The following is a 15833-nucleotide window of genomic DNA, read 5'->3' on the forward strand; positions in this document are numbered from 1 at the left end:
AATGAGCCCATGGCCTCTGAACGTCCCCGTGTGCTCTCCGGAATCCAGCCCACCTCCGGCTCGTTCCACCTCGGCAACTATCTCGGCGCGGTCCGCCAGTGGGTGGCGCTGCAGGAGTCCCACGACGCCTTCTACATGGTGGTCGACCTGCACGCCATCACCGTCGCCCAGGACCCGGCGCAGCTGCGTGCCAACACCCGGCTCGCCGTCGCCCAGCTGCTCGCGGCCGGGCTCGACCCCGAGCGCTGCACGCTGTTCGTCCAGAGCCATGTCCCGGAGCACGCGCAGCTCGGCTGGGTGATGAACTGCCTGGCCGGATTCGGCGAGGCCTCCCGGATGACGCAGTTCAAGGACAAGTCCGCCCGGCACGGCGCCGACCGCACCACGGTCGGCCTGTTCACGTACCCGATGCTGATGGTCGCCGACATCCTGCTCTACCAGGCCGACGAGGTCCCGGTGGGCGAGGACCAGCGCCAGCACCTGGAGCTGACCCGCAACCTCGCGGAGCGGTTCAACACAACCTACGGCGAAACGTTCACCGTCCCGGACCCGTACATCCTCAAGGAGACGGCGAAGATCTACGACCTCCAGGACCCGTCGTCCAAGATGAGCAAGTCGACGGCGAACCCGAAGGGCCTGATCAACCTCCTGGACGACCCGAAGGCCACCGCCAAGAAGGTGAAGAGCGCCGTCACCGACACGGACACGGTGATCCGCTTCGACCGCGCCGAGAAGCCGGGCATCAGCAACCTGCTGAGCATCTACTCCACGCTCACCGGTGCGCCGGTGCCGGAGCTGGAGCAGAAGTACGAGGGCAAGGGCTACGGTGCGCTGAAGACGGACCTCGCCGAGGTGATGGTCGACTTCGTCACACCCTTCCGCACCCGCGCCCAGGAGTACCTGGACGACACCGAGACGATGGACGCCATCCTGGCCGAGGGCGCCGAGAAGGCGCGGGCCGTGGCCGCCGAGACCCTGGCGCTGGCCTACGACCGGATGGGCCTTGTGCCCGCGAAGCACTGAGTCCAAGGACCCTGGCGGCGAGGCGGGCGCAGGCGGCACACTTGCGGCGTGAAGCCTGCGGCCGTCCGTGGCTGAAAACAGACCATCGAGGAGTGAAGGAGAACGACGTGGGGACCGTAACGCTCGGCGTTTCGATCGCGGTCCCGGAGCCCTACGGCAGCCTGCTCCAGGAGCGGCGCGCGAGCTTCGGGGACCCTGCCGCACACGGCATTCCCACCCACGTCACCCTCCTGCCGCCGACCGCGGCCGAGGCGGCCGAGCTGCCCGCCGTCGAGGCACATCTGGCCGCGGTCGCGACCGGCGGCCGCCCCTTCCCGATGCGGCTGTCCGGCACGGGCACCTTCCGGCCGCTCTCCCCGGTCGTCTTCGTCCAGGTCGTCGAGGGCGCGTCCGCCTGCGCCTGGCTCCAGAAGCGGGTCCGGGACGCCTCCGGGCCCCTGGTGCGCGAGCTGCAGTTCCCGTACCACCCGCACGTCACGGTCGCCCACGACATCCCCGAGGAGGCGATGGACCGGGCCTACGCGGAGCTCGCCGACTACGAGGCGTCCTGGATCTGCGGCTCCTTCGCGCTGTACGAACAGGGCGCGGACCGCGTCTGGCGCAAGATCAACGAGTTCCCGTTCGGGGCGGGCGGCATCAACCCGGCCGTCCCCGCCCAGAGCGGCAGCTCCCTGGACGCCCCCTCCCTCCACCCGTAGGCGGGGGCGGCGGCCCCCCGCTCAGACCGGCAGGCGCCGGAACAGCGGGCGCGGCAGATGGCGCAGCGCCGACATCACCGCGCGCAGCGCCCCCGGCACCCACACCGTCTCCGAGCGCCGCCGCAGCCCCGTCACGATCGCGTCGGCCACCGCGCCCGGCGTCGTCACCAGCGGTGTCCGGGTGAACGGGACCGCCGCCAGCGGGCCGCCCGCGCTCCGTACCGCCGCCGCGTCCGGCACCACCGGGCCGGGGCGCACCACCATCACATGCACCCCGGTGCCGTGCAGCGCGTCGCCCAGGCCCTGCGTGAACACGTCCAGGCCCGCCTTGCTCGACCCGTAGATGAAGTCCGCGCGGCGGGCCCGCTCACCGGCCACCGAGGACAGCACCACCAGCGAGCCGTGCCCCTGCGCCTGGAGCGCCCCGGCGCACACCAGACCGGCCGAGACCGCGCCCGTGTAGTTCGTCTGCGCCACCCGGACCGCGGCGGGCGGCTCCTCCTCGTCCCGCTCCTGGTCGCCCGGGATGCCGAAGGCGAGCAGCACCATGTCGATGTCGCCCTCGGCGAAGACCTTCCCCAGGACCGTCTCGTGGGACTCGGTGTCCAGCGCGTCGAACGCCACGGTCTGCACGTACGCCCCCCGGTGGCGCAGGTCCTCCGCCGCGGCCTCCAGGGCGGGCGACGGCCGGCCGGCCAGCCAGACCGTGCGGGTGCGGTGGGCGATCAGCCGGCGTGCCGTGGCGAGCCCGATCTCCGACGTGCCGCCGAGGACGAGCAGGGACTGCGGGGCACCGAAGGCATCCTTCACGGGAACGCTCCTTGCAGAGGGGAAGAGGGGTCTACAGCGACAGCCGGCGGGACAGGTCCGAGCGGAACGCCCCGGTCGGGTCCAGTTCGGCCCGCAGCGCCCGGAAGTCGGGCAGCCTCGGGTACATCGCGGCGAGCACGTCGGGGCGCAGCCGGGAGTCCTCCGTCAGCGACACCCGGCCGCCCGCCGCCGCCACCTCCTCGTCCAGCGAGTCGAGGAAGCGGGGGAGCCCCGGCAGCCCGGCCGGCAGGTCGAGCGCGAGGTTCCAGCCGGGCGCCGGGAAGGACAGCCAGCCGGGACCGCCCTCGCCGCAGCGCCGGAGCACGGCCCGGAAGGAGGGGCAGCGGCTGCGGGCGATCCGGCCGACGATCCGGCGCAGTGTGTCCTCGTGGCCGTGCCCGACCAGGAACGCGTAGTGCACACGGCCGCCGGTGGGGGAGACCCCGTCGCGGTGCGGGGCGGCGTCCAGGGCGCGGAAGAAGGCGCTCAGCGGCCGCAGTTCGCCGGTGCGGTTGCGGGGCGCCGAGCGGTGGCCGAGTTCGCCCAGCGCGGTGGCGGACAGCCGGCCCAGCAGGCGGGACAGGAAGGGGAGCCCGGCGGGCGCGCGGTGGGCCGGGCGGAGCGCGAGGGCGGTGCGCCGGGCGGACGCCGGGAGCGCGTCCAGCGGGACGTGGTCAGCGCGGACCAGGACGCCCCGGCCGGTGGCCCGGCCGCGGGCGGACAGGTCGAGCCGGGCGTACTCGTAGGGGCGGTGGCCGCCGCGCGCCATCCGGGCCAGCAACTCGTCGAGCCCGGCGGCCCGCTCGGTGTCGACCGCCAGCAGGGCCGTGGAGACGGGACGGAAGCGGAGCGTCGCCGCGAGGATCACCCCGGTCAGGCCCAGACCGCCCGCGGTGGCGTCGAACAGCGGGCTGCCGGGGCGCACCGTGCGCGCTTGGCCGTCCGCCGTGAGCAGGGTGAACTCCGTGACGTGACGGGTGAAGGAGCCGGCCGCGCGATGGTTGTCGCCGTGGGCGTCGGAGCCGATCGCGCCGCCCACCGTGACGTACCGGCCGCCCGGCACCACCGGGAGGAACCAGCCGAGCGGCAGCATCACCTCGCGCAGCCGGCTCAGGGTCGTACCCGCGTCGCACACCACCAGACCGGCCGCCGCGTCGATCGCCCGGACCCGGTTCAGCGCGGTCATGTCGAGCACCGAACCCCCGGCGTTCTGCGCCGCGTCGCCATGGGTCCGGCCCAGCCCGCGGGCGATCGAACCGCGCGGCCCGCACCCCAGTACCGTCGCCGCGGCCTCCTCGTAACTGCGCGGGCGGAAACGGAGGGCGGTCGTCGGGGCGGTGCGGCCCCAGCCGGTCAGGGACACGGTGTCGACAGACATGGGGGTGACCGTATCGTCCGGGATAACACCTTTGAGGGATTTGTTACAGCGCTCACCGAAATGGGTGATTGAGTGGCCGTCATCTCCTCCATCCCGTACCGGGTTTCGGTTTTCGCGGGCCGGAAGGGTAGTCGTGACACATGGACTGGCTGAAGAAACTCCCCGTCATCGGGCCGCTCGTCTCCCGGCTGACGCTGACGCACGCGTGGCGCAGTTACGAGACGCTCACGCGGGTCCATTGGACCAGGCTCGCCGCGGCGATCACGTTCACCAGCTTCCTCGCCCTCTTCCCGCTGATCGCGGTCGGCGCGGCGATCGGGGCGGCGCTGCTCACCGACAAGCAGCTGAACAGCATCGAGGCCAAGATCGCCGAGCAGGTGCCCGGCATCTCCGACCAGCTCGGCATCGACAACCTCGTCGCCCACGCGGGCACGATCGGTCTGGTGGCCGGGGCACTGCTGCTGTTCACCGGCATCGGCTGGATCGGCTCGATGCGGGACTGCCTGCGCGCGGTCTGGGAGCGGGACGACCTCGACGAGGGCAATCCGGTCGTCCGCAAGCTCACGGACGCCGTGCTGCTGTTCGGCCTCGGCGGCGCGGCCCTGGTGACCCTCGCCATCTCCTCGGTCGGTTCCGTGGCGGTGGGCTGGGTCGCCGATCTGCTGCACATCCCGGAGAACGGCGCGGGCGGGGTGCTGCTGCGGATCGCGGCCCTGCTGGTGGCGGTGGCCGCCGACTTCCTGCTGCTGCTGTATCTGCTGACCCTGCTGCCCGGCGTCGAACCGCCGCGCCGCCGCCTGATGGTGGCGGCCCTGCTCGGCGCGGTCGGGTTCGAACTGCTCAAGCTGCTGCTCGGCAGCTATATGAAGGGCGTCGCGTCCAAGAGCATGTACGGCGCCTTCGGGGTGCCGATCGCCCTGCTGCTGTGGATCAACTTCACGGCGAAGCTGCTGCTGTTCTGCGCCGCCTGGACGGCGACGCCCGGCAGGGAGGACGACCCGGCGGCGGTCGCGGAGGGCGACGACGCGGAGGAGGGGGGCTCCACGATCGCCGCCCGGCGCGTCACGGGCGGGGACGGCGGCGCATCAGGTCCGGCAGCGGCCAGCGCCGGTTGACCAGGAAGACCCCGCCGGCCAGCAGGACCAGCACCCCGCCGACGATGCCCAGGGCGATCCCGACGCCGCTGGAGCCGTCGGTGGTGGCCGCCGCCCGCGCCGCCCGGTCCGGGCCGTGCCCGCCCTTGTTCCCGGCCGGGGTGTCCGCCTCGGCGCCCTTGCCGTTCCCGGCGGTGTCGCTGCCGGAGCCCACGACCGCGGACTTCGGCGGGACCAGCTCGCCCACCGGGGTGACCTTGCCGCTCGCGGCGAACCCCCAGTCAAGGAGCCGGGCCGCCTCCTTGTAGACCGCGTGCGTCTCGTCGGACGACGGGTTCATGACGGTGACCAGGAGGACCCGGCCGTCGCGCTCGGCGACCCCGGTGAAGGTGTTGCCGGCGTGCGTCGTGTAGCCGTTCTTGACGCCCGCGATGCCCTTGTACGGGGTGACGCCGTCGGCCCCGGTGAGCAGCCGGTTGGTGTTCTGGATGCCGAAGGTCTCCCGCTTCTTGCCCTTCTTCTTCTCACCGGGGAACTGGGCGGTGGCCGTCGAGCAGTACTCCCGGAAGTCCTCGTTCTGGAGTCCGTGCCGGGCGAACAGCGAGAGGTCGTACGCGCTGGAGACCTGCTGGGGCGCGTCGTAGCCGTCCGGCGAGACCACGTGGGTGTCCAGCGCCTGGAGCTCGTCGGCCCGTGCCTGCATGGCCTGGACGGTCTTCGGGATGCCGCCGTACATCGCCGACAGGACGTGCACCGCGTCGTTCCCCGAGCGGAGGAACACCCCGAGCCACAGGTCGTGGACCGTGTAGCTGTGGTCCTCCTTGATCCCCACCAGGCTGCTGCCCTCGCCCATGCCGGCGAGGTCCTCGTCCTTGACCGTGTACTCCAGCGTCTTCGGCAGGAGCGCCGGGTCCGCCAGCAGGGTGTCCGCGAAGAGCATCTTCAGCGTGGAGGCCGGGGGCAGCCGCCAGTGCGCGTTGTGCGCGGCCAGCACCTGGCCGCTCTCCGCGTCCGAGACCATCCACGAGCGGCCCGTCAGCTTCTTCGGCAGCACCGGGGCGCCGGGGCCGAGGTTGACCTGGGTGCCGGCCCGTCCCAGCTGCGCGCCGCCGATCTGCGACATGCTCGACGGGGGCTTGGGCGCGTCGTCGTCGTCCGCCGATGCGGGCGTCACGACGAACACGGACAGCAGAGCGGCAGAGGTGACCGCGAGCGCGGCCTTCTTGAGAGCTGGCACGGTCGAAAACGTACATGCAGTTGATATGAATATCGGCACTGACGGCCCAACCCGCCGGACGCGTCGCCGGGACGGACCACCCCGCACGAACCGCCCGGAGCGGGGCGGCGATACTGAGTCCATGAAGCTCAGCCGCCCCGTCTCCTGGTTCCTGCTCGCCTTCGGGGCGTGGTCGTGGATCATCTGGGTCACCTTCGTCAAAAACCTGTGGAAGGACGGCAGCGGCCTCGCCTTCGACGACGCCGGTGACCCGACCGCGTACTTCTGGGTGCATCTGCTGCTCGCCATCACGTCCTTTCTCCTGGGGACGGCCGTGGGCTGGATCGGGTTCCGGGGCGTCAGGGCACTGCGCGCCGAGAAGGCTTGAAAACGACGGCCCCCCTCCGGGGTTGAACCGGTCGCTACACGGACGAACAGAACAGGGGAGCAGGCGTGCGGGTCGTGGGGTTCGTTCTGGTGATGCTCGCGGTGCTCGCACTGCTCGTGGCCGCGCACCGCTATGTGTGGCGCCGGCTCGTCGGTGACACCACGGCACCCGGCAGCCCGTGGCGCCGGGCCGGCACCGTCGCCGCGTACGTGCTGCCGCTGCTCACCGTCGGAGCCCTGGCCTCGGGACGCGTGGGCGCGCCCTTCCGGCTCCAGCAGATCCTGGCCTGGCCGGGCTTCCTGTGGCCGGCCGTCCTGCTGTACGTGACGCTCGCGCTGCTGGTGGGCGAGGCCGTGCGGCCGCTGCTGCACCGGTGGCCCGCCCGCCGGGAGGGCCGCGGCGAGGCGAACGCGCCCGAGGTGTCCGCCCCCGAGCCCGAGCCGGTCCCGGTCGCCGCTCCGGCGTCGGGGACGGCGGCCGGCGGGGGCGGAGCGGCCGGGACACCCGCGCCCGAGGCCGGGACACCCGCGCCCGAGACACCCGAGACGCCGGAGGCCGCGCCCGAACCCGCCGCCCCCGCCCCCGCGCCCGCCCCCGTCTCCCCCTCGCGCCGGCTCTTCGTGGCGCGGGCCGTCGGGGGCGCCGCGGCCGTCGCCGGGCTCGGGACCGTGGGCTACGGCATGCACGGCGTGCTGAGCGGACCCAAGGTGAAGCGGGTCACCGTGCCGCTCGCCCGGCTGCCCAGGTCCGCGCACGGTTTCCGGATCGCCGTCGTCAGCGATATTCACCTGGGCCCGATCCTGGGACGGGCCCATACCCAGCGGATCGTGGACGCGGTGAACGCGACCCGGCCCGATCTCATCGCGGTCGTCGGTGATCTGGTCGACGGATCGGTCGCGGATCTCGGCCCGGCCGCCGAACCGCTCGCCGGGCTGCGCGCCCGGCACGGCGCGTTCTTTGTCACCGGCAATCACGAGTACTATGCCGGCGCCGCCCAATGGGTTGATCATGTAAGGGAATTGGGGCTGCACCCGCTGGAGAACGCGCGGGTGGAGACCGGCGGTTTCGATCTGGCCGGTGTCAATGACATCGCAGGTGAGAGCGAAGGGCAGGGTCCCGATTTCGCGCGGGCCCTCGGCGACCGCGATCCCGCCCGCGCGGTCGTGCTCATGGCACACCAGCCGGTGGTCGTCCACGAGGCCGTCGAACACGGCGTGGACCTGCAGCTATCGGGCCACACCCACGGCGGCCAGCTGTGGCCGGGCAACTACGTCGCGGAGCTGTCCAACCCCACCGTCGCCGGGTTGGAACGGTACGGCGACACCCAGCTCTACGTCACGCGCGGCGCCGGTGCCTGGGGGCCGCCCGTACGCGTCGGCGCGCCCTCCGACATCACTGTCGTACAGCTCGCCTCCCGGCAGGCGTAATCACCCTCGTACACCCTCCGGAATAGCGGATCGGTGACCGGTGGTGAACCCTCTGTATTCGCTTGTATCGGCAGAAGGTTTCGACTGACGAACAATTGACTATGAGGTTCCGATCTCCCCTTCCCGATGTGAAAGTCGTGTGATTGGCTGAACGCGAACGTGCGGTGATCTGCGTATCTGAAGCGCGACACCGAGGTGGGGCAGTTAAGGGAGAGCACGTCAATGCGGTCGATCCGGCTACGGATTCTCGCGATTCTCGCGGTTTTGGTCATCGCAGGCGTGGTCGCCTGGCAACTGCTTCCTTCGGAGGAGGGCAACTCCGACCCGGTCGTGGTCGGTACGACGGACGAGGTGACCTCGCTCGACCCGGCGGGCGCCTACGACGCCGGTTCCTGGGCGATGTACAGCAACCTGTACCAGTCCCTGATGACCTTCAAGTCCGGGGCGATCGTGCCCGAGCCGGACGCGGCGGAGAGCTGCGGCTTCATCGGCGGCAAGCTCCAGACGTACCAGTGCAAGCTCCGTGACGACCTGACGTTCTCGGACGGCAAGAAGATCACCGCCGAGGACGTCAAGTACTCGTTCGACCGGATGATGGGGATCAAGACGGACGTCGGTCCGTGGGTCCTCTTCCCCAGCCTGAAGAACGTGGTCACCGAGGGCCGGACCATCACCTTCAACCTCTCCTCGCGTGACGCGACCTTCCCGCAGAAGATCGCCACGGGTGCCGGGGCGATCGTCCAGAAGGACTCGTACTCCGAGCACAAGCTGCGCAACGACAACAAGGTGACGGGCTCCGGACCGTACGTTCTGAAGTCGTACGAGCCCGGCGTGAAGGCCGAACTCGTGCCGAACTCGCACTACAAGGGCGCCCTCAAGAAGACCGGCGGCCCGGTCACCGTGCGCTACTACAAGCAGTCCGAGGACCTGCTCGCGGCCTGGAAGTCCGGCCAGGTGGACGTCACCCACCGGCAGTTGCCGCCGTCCACGCTCGCCGGGCTGAACCCGGGCGACTCGGCGCAGCGCGTCACCGAGGCCGACAGCGCCGAGATCCGCATGCTCGTCTTCAACGTCCGTGAGGACTCCCCGCTCGCCGACCGCAGGGTCCGCCAGGCCATCGCGGCCATCACGGACCGCGGCCCGCTGGTGAGCGACATCTACAAGGGCACCGTCGACCCGCTCTACTCGCTGATCCCGCAGGGCTTCATCGGGCACAGCACCCCGTTCTTCGACGCCTACCCGTCGCCCGACCCCAAGCGCGCCCAGGCCCTGATGCAGGAAGCCGGCGTCCAGACGCCGCTGGCCGTCACCTTCGCCTACCGCGGGGGCGAGGAGGCCGGCAAGGAGGCCAAGGAGATCAAGCGCCAGCTGGAGGCGACCGGGCTGTTCAAGGTCAACACCAAGGCCGTGGAGTGGACGCGGTTCCAGAAGGGCTACGCCAAGGGCGAGTACGACATGTTCACCGTCGGCTGGCTCCCCGACTACCCGGACCCCGACACCTTCAGCCAGCCGCTCGTCGGCCGCGACAGCAGCCTCCACAACGGCTACACCAGCAAGAAGATGGACCAGCTGATCGACGACACGCTCCGGTTCAGCGACCGCAGCCGGGCGGCGGCCGACTTCAAGGCGCTCCAGAAGCTCGTCGGCGAGGACGTGCCGCTGGTCCCGCTGTGGCAGAAGAAGGACTACGTCGTCGCCAAGGCCGAGGTCTCCGGCTCGCAGTACCTCTCGGACGGCACCAGCCTGTGGCGCCTGTGGGAGCTGGGCTGGATCTGATCCGGCCCAGGCCGGTTCCGACCGTTGCGAACGCCCCGGCGCGGGCGGCCTACCCGGCCGCCCGCGCCGGGGCGTCCGCCCTTTCCGGCAGGAACTCCTCCAGCACCTCGTGCACCTGGCGCACCAGCGGCCGCACCACCCGGAACCGGGACAGCGCGATGATCCGGGCGGCGATCGGCACGGTGAGCGCGACCAGGCGGCGGCTCCGCTCGGCGCGCTCCGTCCGGTCGTACACCCAGAACAGCACCAGGCCCATGTGCATGAGCCACATCAACTGCGGGAGCAGCGGGGCGAGATCCGGGTCCGTCCGGGTGGTGGAGCCGGACAGACAGCGCTCGTGGAGGGCGACGACCGCCTCCCGCGCGGGCAGCGACTCCGGTGAGAACGGGCTGAGCGGGCTGTCCGGGTCGGCGGCGTTCTTGAAGAACTGGGTGGCGAACGGACGGTACGGCTCCGCCACGTCCAGCCAGCTCAGCAGCACCCCGCGCAGCCGCGCCGCGAGGTCCGTCCCGCTCTCCAGGACCGGCCGCACCGCCGCCGCGTGCTCACCGGCGAGCCGGTCGTAGAAGCCCTGGACCAGGTGTTCCTTGGACGAGAAGTAGTAGTAGGCGTTGCCCACCGAGACGCCGGCCTCCTGGGCGATGGCCCGCATCGTCGTCCGGTCGTAGCCGCGTTCCCGGAAGAGCCGGAGGGCGGTCTCGAGGATCAGGGAGCGCGTCTGCTCGCTCTTGGGGGCCTTGACCGTCTTCACGTCCTTCGCTTCCTTCACCACGGCCCCGAGCGTATCCGGGCCGCCGCCCCCGCCCGGTCGCGGGCTTTCGCTCCCGGACGGTCAAGGGTGCCCGCGTACGCTGGGGCGCATGCAGCGACGCGACTGGACCGACGGACACGTCGAGCGGTGGAGCCCCGTGCTGCCCGATCTCGATCCGGAGGTCGAGGGTGCGGTGACCCGGATGAAGAAGCTCTCCGTCCATCTGCGCCGGGTGCGCGAGCAGTCGCTCCTCGACCTCGACCTGCACCGCCAGGAGTTCGACACGCTGCACAAGCTCGCCGGACGCGGGGGCACGGCCGCCCCCTCCGAACTGGCCGCCGACCTCGACCTCGCTCCCGCCTCCGTCACCGGCCGGCTCGACGCCCTGGAACGCCGCGGCTTCGTCCGCCGCACCCCCTCCACCACGGACCGGCGGCGCGTGGACGTGGAGCTGACCGACGAGGGCCGGGCGATCTGGCGCGTCGCGATGGATTCCCTCGGGCACGAGGAGGAGCGGCTGCTCGGCGTCCTGGACAAGGCCGAGCGGGTCCTGCTCAACGACATGCTGCGGCGCGTCATGGTGGTCGCAGAGGCGGCCCGCGACGCCGACTGGGACTGACTCAGCCCGCCGAGCCGTCCCTCTCCGAACCGTCCTTCGCCGCGCCGTCCTTCTCCGAGCCGTTCTTCTCCGGGCGCCCCTCGGCCAGTTGCCGGGCCAGCTCCTCGCGGACCCCGTCCACACCCTGCTCCAGCAGCTCGGCCACCGCCTCGTTCCAGTGCTCCGCGGCCTGCTCCACCGCGTCCCGGAACCCCCGCCGCAGCTGCCCGCCGGCCAGCAGCAGGGCGACCGCCGCGACCGGGCGCAGCAGCCACCGCCCCCGCACCGAGGCGGCCGCCTCGACCAGCCAGCGGCCGTCCCCGGCTCCGCGCGGCCGCAGATACAGCCGCGCCTCGACCAGCGGATGCCGCACCCGGACCGTGGCCGGGGCACGCGCGGCGGGCGGGGCGCCGGGCGGCAGCGCCGCCGCCGACCACCACGCGCCCAGCTCGATCCGCGCCCGCCCTGACCCCCGCCGAAGCGCCCCGGAGCCCTCCGGGCCCCACATCCGGCCGCGCGCCTCCAAGAGCCTGGGCCGGTCGGGCGCGGCAAGGCGCAGCGTCAGCCGGGCGTTGAGGTCCGGCGCGCCGATCGCCTGCTCCACCTCGACGGCGGCGGTGCGCCGCCACTCCCGTACGCGCAGCGCCATCCGCTCCGCGTCACCGGGCCCGCCGATCTCGTAGCGCGCCCCCGCCCTGAGATGGCGTCCCTTCACCAGCCGCAGGTCCGCGACCGGCTGCCCGTCCGGCATGAGGACGGTCGTGCCGCGCGCCCGGGTCGACTCGGCCACGTCGCAGAGCAGCGAGGCGAGTGCGTCGACCAGTTCGGGGCCCACGGCCAGGACGGTGACGGAGTGGCGGAGGACGGCCATCGGCTGCGGCCCTCAGATGCTCAGCGAGCGGGCGGTGTTGACCTGGGCCATCACCATCGGGAAGGTCTCCGCCGCCATGGCCGGGATCATCGTGGAGTGGTGCCGTCCCCCGCTGGTCACGGTGACCTGCACGAAGCCCGTCGTCCGCTTCTCCTTCATCAGCAGGAAGAGCAGACCGATCAGGCACAGCAGCGCGAAGACGATCGCCAGCACGATCGCGACCGGCGGGATCTTCTCCTCGGTGCGGGACATGTCCGTCGCCGTCCACACCGCGCCCTTCAGCGGCATCGGCCCGCTCGGCGTCACGATCGAGTCGCTCATCACCGTGATGTCGCCTATGGACAGCACCGGCGTACCGGCGACCGCCGGAACGGCCCCCGGCTGCCCCGGATAGCCGTACGACGGGGGCTGCGCGGCCGGGTAGCCGTAGCCGGCGGGCGGCGAGGACGGCGGCGGGCCCGAGAGCGGCTGCGGGTAGCCGTAGACCGGGTTCCCGCCCGCCGGATAGCCGTAGCCCTGGGCACCCGGCGCGGCGGGCGGTGTGTCCGGCTTCCGGCCCGGCCCCCAGGTGGACGCGTCGTCCGCGTACGGATTCGGCTCGCTCAACGTTCCCCGCTCTCGTCCGGACCGCGCACCCCCGTGCGCGGGAAGTCCCGCACGACCGTACCCTCCGGGCCCGCGCGAGTCAGCAAGAGGCCCCGCCTCCCGCGGAGTTCGCACTCCGCGGGGGACGGGGCCCCGGCTGCCGCGGGCCGCGGCGGACGGATCAGAAGCGACGCGTGATCAGCGCGCGCTTGACCTCCTGGATCGCCTTGGTGACCTCGATGCCACGCGGGCAGGCGTCCGTGCAGTTGAAGGTGGTGCGGCAACGCCACACACCGTCACGGTCGTTGAGGATCTCCAGGCGCTGCTCGCCGCCCTCGTCGCGCGAGTCGAAGATGAAGCGGTGGGCGTTGACGATCGCCGCCGGGCCGAAGTACTGGCCGTCGTTCCAGAACACCGGGCACGAGGACGTGCACGCGGCGCACAGGATGCACTTGGTGGTGTCGTCGAAGCGCTCGCGGTCCTCGGGCGACTGCAGGCGCTCGCGGGTCGGCTCGTTCCCCTTGGTGATGAGGAAGGGCATGACGTCGCGGTACGCCTGGAAGAACGGGTCCATGTCGACCACGAGGTCCTTGAGGACCGTGAGGCCCTTGATGGCCTCGATCATGATCGGCTTCTCCGGACTGATGTCCTTGATCAGCGTCTTGCAGGCGAGCCTGTTCTTGCCGTTGATCCGCATGGCGTCCGAACCGCAGATGCCGTGCGCGCAGGACCGGCGGAACGTGAGCGTTCCGTCCTGGTCCCACTTGATCTTGTGGAGGGCGTCGAGGACGCGCTCCTTCGGGTCGATCTCCAGCTGGAAGTCCTGCCACTGGGCCTCGTCGGAGACCTCCGGGTTGAACCGCCGGATGCGGAACGTGACCGTGATGTTGGGCGAGTCGGCGAAGCCCGGCTCGGGCTCCGGCGCCTTGTCGGCCTTGTCCAGGGTGGGTGTAGCCATCAGTACTTACGCTCCATCGGCTGGTAGCGGGTCTGGACGACCGGCTTGTAGTCCAGCCGGATCGACTCGGTGCCGTCCTCGGCGACCTCGCGGTACGCCATGGTGTGGCGCATGAAGTTGACGTCGTCGCGGTTCGGGAAGTCCTCGCGGTAGTGACCGCCGCGCGACTCCTTGCGGGCCAGCGCCGAGGTGGCCATGACCTCGGCGAGGTCGAGCAGGTTGCCCAGCTCGATGGCCTCCAGCAGGTCCGTGTTGAACCGCTTGCCCTTGTCCTGGATGGACACGTCCAGGTAGCGCTTGCGCAGCTCCCCGATCTTGTCGACCGCGGTCTTGATCGTCTGCTCGGTGCGGAACACCATCACGTTGGCGTCCATGCACTCCTGGAGCTCCTGGCGGAGCGCGGCGACGCGCTCGGTGCCCGTGGAGTTCCGCAGCCGCTCGACCTGGTCGACGACGGCCTGTGCCGGGTTCTCGGGAAGCTCGACGAAGTCGCTCTTCTCGGAGTACTCGGCGGCGGCGATGCCCGCACGGCGTCCGAAGACGTTGATGTCGAGCAGCGAGTTGGTGCCCAGGCGGTTGGCGCCGTGCACCGAGACGCAGGCGACCTCGCCGGCGGCGTACAGGCCGGGCACGACGGTGGTGTTGTCGGCCAGCACCTCGCCCTCGACGTTGGTCGGGATGCCGCCCATGGCGTAGTGCGCGGTCGGCTGGATCGGGATCGGGTCCGTGTAGGGCTCGATGCCCAGGTACGTACGCGCGAACTCGGTGATGTCCGGGAGCTTGGCGTCCAGCTGCTCCGGCGGCAGGTGCGTCAGGTCGAGGTAGACGTGGTCGCCCTCGGGACCGCAGCCGCGGCCCTCGCGGATCTCCGTGTAGATGGAGCGCGAGACGACGTCGCGCGAGGCGAGGTCCTTCATGACGGGGGCGTACTTCTCCATGAAGCGCTCGCCGTCCTTGTTGCGGAGGATGCCGCCCTCGCCGCGGGCGCCCTCCGTCAGCAGGATGCCCATGCGCCAGATGCCCGTCGGGTGGAACTGGAAGAACTCCATGTCCTCCAGCGGCAGGCCCCGGCGGTAGCAGGCGGCCTGGCCGTCACCGGTCAGGGTGTGCGCGTTCGACGTCACCTTGAAGAACTTGCCGGTGCCGCCCGAGGCGTAGATGACCGACTTGGCCTGGAAGACGTGAATCTCGCCGGTGGCGAGCTCGTAGGCGACGACGCCGGCGGACTTCTTGACGCCGTCCTGCTCGACGACCAGCTGGTCCAGGACGTAGAACTCGTTGAAGAACTCCACGCCCTCCTTGACGCAGTTCTGGTACAGCGTCTGGAGGATCATGTGGCCGGTGCGGTCGCCCGAGTAGCAGGCACGGCGGACCGGGGCCTCGCCGTGGTTGCGGGAGTGACCGCCGAACCGGCGCTGGTCGATGCGGCCCTCGGGCGTACGCCCGAACGGCAGGCCCATCTTCTCCAGGTCGAGGACGGCGTCGATGGCCTCCTTCGCCAGGATCTCGGCGGCGTCCTGGTCGACCAGGTAGTCACCGCCCTTGATCGTGTCGAAGGTGTGCCACTCCCAGTTGTCCTCCTCCACGTTGGCCAGCGCGGCGGCCATGCCGCCCTGCGCGGCGCCCGTGTGGGAGCGGGTGGGGTAGAGCTTGGTCAGCACGGCGGTGCGGCTGCGCTTGGTCGACTCGATGGCCGCGCGCATACCGGCTCCGCCGGCGCCGACGATGACGGTGTCGTACTTGTGGATCTGCATGGTTTACCTCTGGTCCTTCGGGCCCGGCGCCTAGCGGATGTTCGGGTCGAAGGTGAAGATCACCAGCGTGCCCAGCAGGACGGTGAACACCGTGGCGGTGTACAGCAGCATCTTCAGCCAGAAGCGGGTGTTGTCCCGTTCGGCGTAGTCGTTGATGACCGTACGCAGACCGTTGGCGCCGTGCAGCATGGCGAGCCACAGCATCGCCAGGTCCCAGACCTGCCAGAACGGCGAGGCCCAGCGGCCGGCCACGAAGGCGAAGCCGATCTTGGAGACGCCGCCGTCCAGCACCAGCTGGATCAGCAGGTGGCCGATGACCAGGACGACCAGCACGATGCCCGACAGGCGCATGAAGAGCCAGGCGTACATCTCGAAGTTGGTGCGCGAGCCCTTGGGGGTCTTGCCGGTCCGCTTGCGCGGCGGCTCGATGACGGGGGCCGGGTTGTCGACGTCGTAGAGGGAGACGCCTTCGACGGCGCCGATCGCGGAAGTCTCGGTGGACATGT

The 15833-nt window shown here is 71.2% G+C and carries 16 protein-coding genes; 7 read left to right on the plus strand and 9 right to left on the minus strand.

Features of this window, described 5'->3' with window-relative positions:
- Positions 1 to 9 precede the first annotated feature (9 nt).
- Entirely contained in the window at positions 10 to 1023 is a 1014-nt protein-coding gene (trpS, locus tag OG710_RS18945) for a tryptophan--tRNA ligase (protein ID WP_330240378.1), read from the plus strand.
- 107 nt (positions 1024 to 1130) lie between these two features.
- Positions 1131 to 1721: a 2'-5' RNA ligase family protein gene (locus OG710_RS18950; RefSeq protein WP_330240379.1), complete on the plus strand. Its 591-nt coding sequence runs from the start codon at positions 1131 to 1133 to the stop codon at positions 1719 to 1721.
- 21 nt (positions 1722 to 1742) lie between these two features.
- On the opposite strand, the gene OG710_RS18955 is transcribed toward OG710_RS18950, so the two are convergent.
- Positions 1743 to 2531 (minus strand): decaprenylphospho-beta-D-erythro-pentofuranosid-2-ulose 2-reductase, encoded by a 789-nt coding sequence (locus OG710_RS18955; RefSeq protein WP_111337702.1) that lies wholly within the window; start codon positions 2529 to 2531, stop codon positions 1743 to 1745.
- Positions 2532 to 2562: 31 nt separating this feature from the next.
- Positions 2563 to 3909, minus strand: a complete 1347-nt coding sequence (locus OG710_RS18960) for an FAD-binding oxidoreductase (protein ID WP_330240380.1) — start codon at positions 3907 to 3909, stop codon at positions 2563 to 2565.
- Positions 3910 to 4049: 140 nt separating this feature from the next.
- On the opposite strand from OG710_RS18960, the gene OG710_RS18965 reads away from it, so the two are divergent.
- Complete coding sequence (locus OG710_RS18965) at positions 4050 to 5024, plus strand: YihY/virulence factor BrkB family protein (protein WP_330240381.1); 975 nt, start codon at positions 4050 to 4052, stop codon at positions 5022 to 5024.
- Here OG710_RS18965 and OG710_RS18970 read toward each other — a convergent pair.
- A complete protein-coding gene (locus OG710_RS18970; RefSeq protein WP_330240382.1) occupies positions 4972 to 6240 on the minus strand; it encodes a D-alanyl-D-alanine carboxypeptidase family protein in 1269 nt (422 codons plus the stop codon). The two genes, OG710_RS18965 and OG710_RS18970, sit on opposite strands and share 53 nt — an antisense overlap.
- Before the next feature lie 121 nt (positions 6241 to 6361).
- Here OG710_RS18970 and OG710_RS18975 point away from each other — a divergent pair, with 121 nt between their 5' ends.
- From OG710_RS18975 to OG710_RS18985, 3 genes are all read left to right on the plus strand, one after another.
- Complete coding sequence (locus OG710_RS18975; RefSeq protein WP_239227572.1) at positions 6362 to 6607, plus strand: SCO4848 family membrane protein; 246 nt, start codon at positions 6362 to 6364, stop codon at positions 6605 to 6607.
- Between the two features lie 65 nt (positions 6608 to 6672).
- Positions 6673 to 8034: a metallophosphoesterase gene (locus OG710_RS18980; RefSeq protein ID WP_330240383.1), complete on the plus strand. Its 1362-nt coding sequence runs from the start codon at positions 6673 to 6675 to the stop codon at positions 8032 to 8034.
- Positions 8035 to 8256: 222 nt separating this feature from the next.
- Positions 8257 to 9810, plus strand: coding sequence for an ABC transporter substrate-binding protein (locus OG710_RS18985; RefSeq protein ID WP_330240384.1), 1554 nt, complete (start codon positions 8257 to 8259; stop codon positions 9808 to 9810).
- Between the two features lie 49 nt (positions 9811 to 9859).
- On the opposite strand, the gene OG710_RS18990 is transcribed toward OG710_RS18985, so the two are convergent.
- Positions 9860 to 10582, minus strand: coding sequence for a TetR/AcrR family transcriptional regulator (locus OG710_RS18990; RefSeq protein ID WP_330240385.1), 723 nt, complete (start codon positions 10580 to 10582; stop codon positions 9860 to 9862).
- Between the two features lie 88 nt (positions 10583 to 10670).
- Between OG710_RS18990 and OG710_RS18995 the strand changes: the two genes are divergently transcribed.
- The gene (locus tag OG710_RS18995; protein ID WP_330240386.1) at positions 10671 to 11180 is read left to right on the plus strand and encodes a MarR family winged helix-turn-helix transcriptional regulator; all 510 of its coding nucleotides are present in this window, start codon (positions 10671 to 10673) and stop codon (positions 11178 to 11180) included.
- Between the two features lies 1 nt (position 11181).
- Here the strand turns inward: OG710_RS18995 and OG710_RS19000 are convergent, their stop codons facing one another.
- The 5 genes from OG710_RS19000 to OG710_RS19020 all read right to left on the minus strand — a co-directional run bounded on the left by OG710_RS19000 (position 11182) and on the right by OG710_RS19020 (position 15831).
- Positions 11182 to 12030 carry a hypothetical protein gene (locus tag OG710_RS19000; RefSeq protein ID WP_330240387.1) on the minus strand — a complete coding sequence of 283 codons (849 nt, stop codon included), beginning with the start codon at positions 12028 to 12030 and terminating at the stop codon, positions 11182 to 11184.
- Between the two features lie 12 nt (positions 12031 to 12042).
- Positions 12043 to 12636 carry a hypothetical protein gene (locus OG710_RS19005; RefSeq protein ID WP_330240388.1) on the minus strand — a complete coding sequence of 198 codons (594 nt, stop codon included), beginning with the start codon at positions 12634 to 12636 and terminating at the stop codon, positions 12043 to 12045.
- A gap of 160 nt (positions 12637 to 12796) precedes the next feature.
- Complete coding sequence (locus OG710_RS19010; RefSeq protein WP_330240389.1) at positions 12797 to 13573, minus strand: succinate dehydrogenase iron-sulfur subunit; 777 nt, start codon at positions 13571 to 13573, stop codon at positions 12797 to 12799.
- Positions 13573 to 15327, minus strand: a complete 1755-nt coding sequence (gene sdhA / locus OG710_RS19015) for a succinate dehydrogenase flavoprotein subunit (RefSeq protein WP_330240390.1) — start codon at positions 15325 to 15327, stop codon at positions 13573 to 13575. Before sdhA ends, OG710_RS19010 begins: the two co-directional genes overlap by 1 nt.
- Before the next feature lie 30 nt (positions 15328 to 15357).
- Positions 15358 to 15831 (minus strand): succinate dehydrogenase hydrophobic membrane anchor subunit, encoded by a 474-nt coding sequence (locus OG710_RS19020; RefSeq protein ID WP_073964328.1) that lies wholly within the window; start codon positions 15829 to 15831, stop codon positions 15358 to 15360.
- Between the last annotated feature and the right edge of the window lie 2 nt (positions 15832 to 15833).

Origin of the sequence: Streptomyces sp. NBC_00525 (assembly GCF_036346595.1) — a bacterium.
GTDB lineage: Bacteria > Actinomycetota > Actinomycetes > Streptomycetales > Streptomycetaceae > Streptomyces.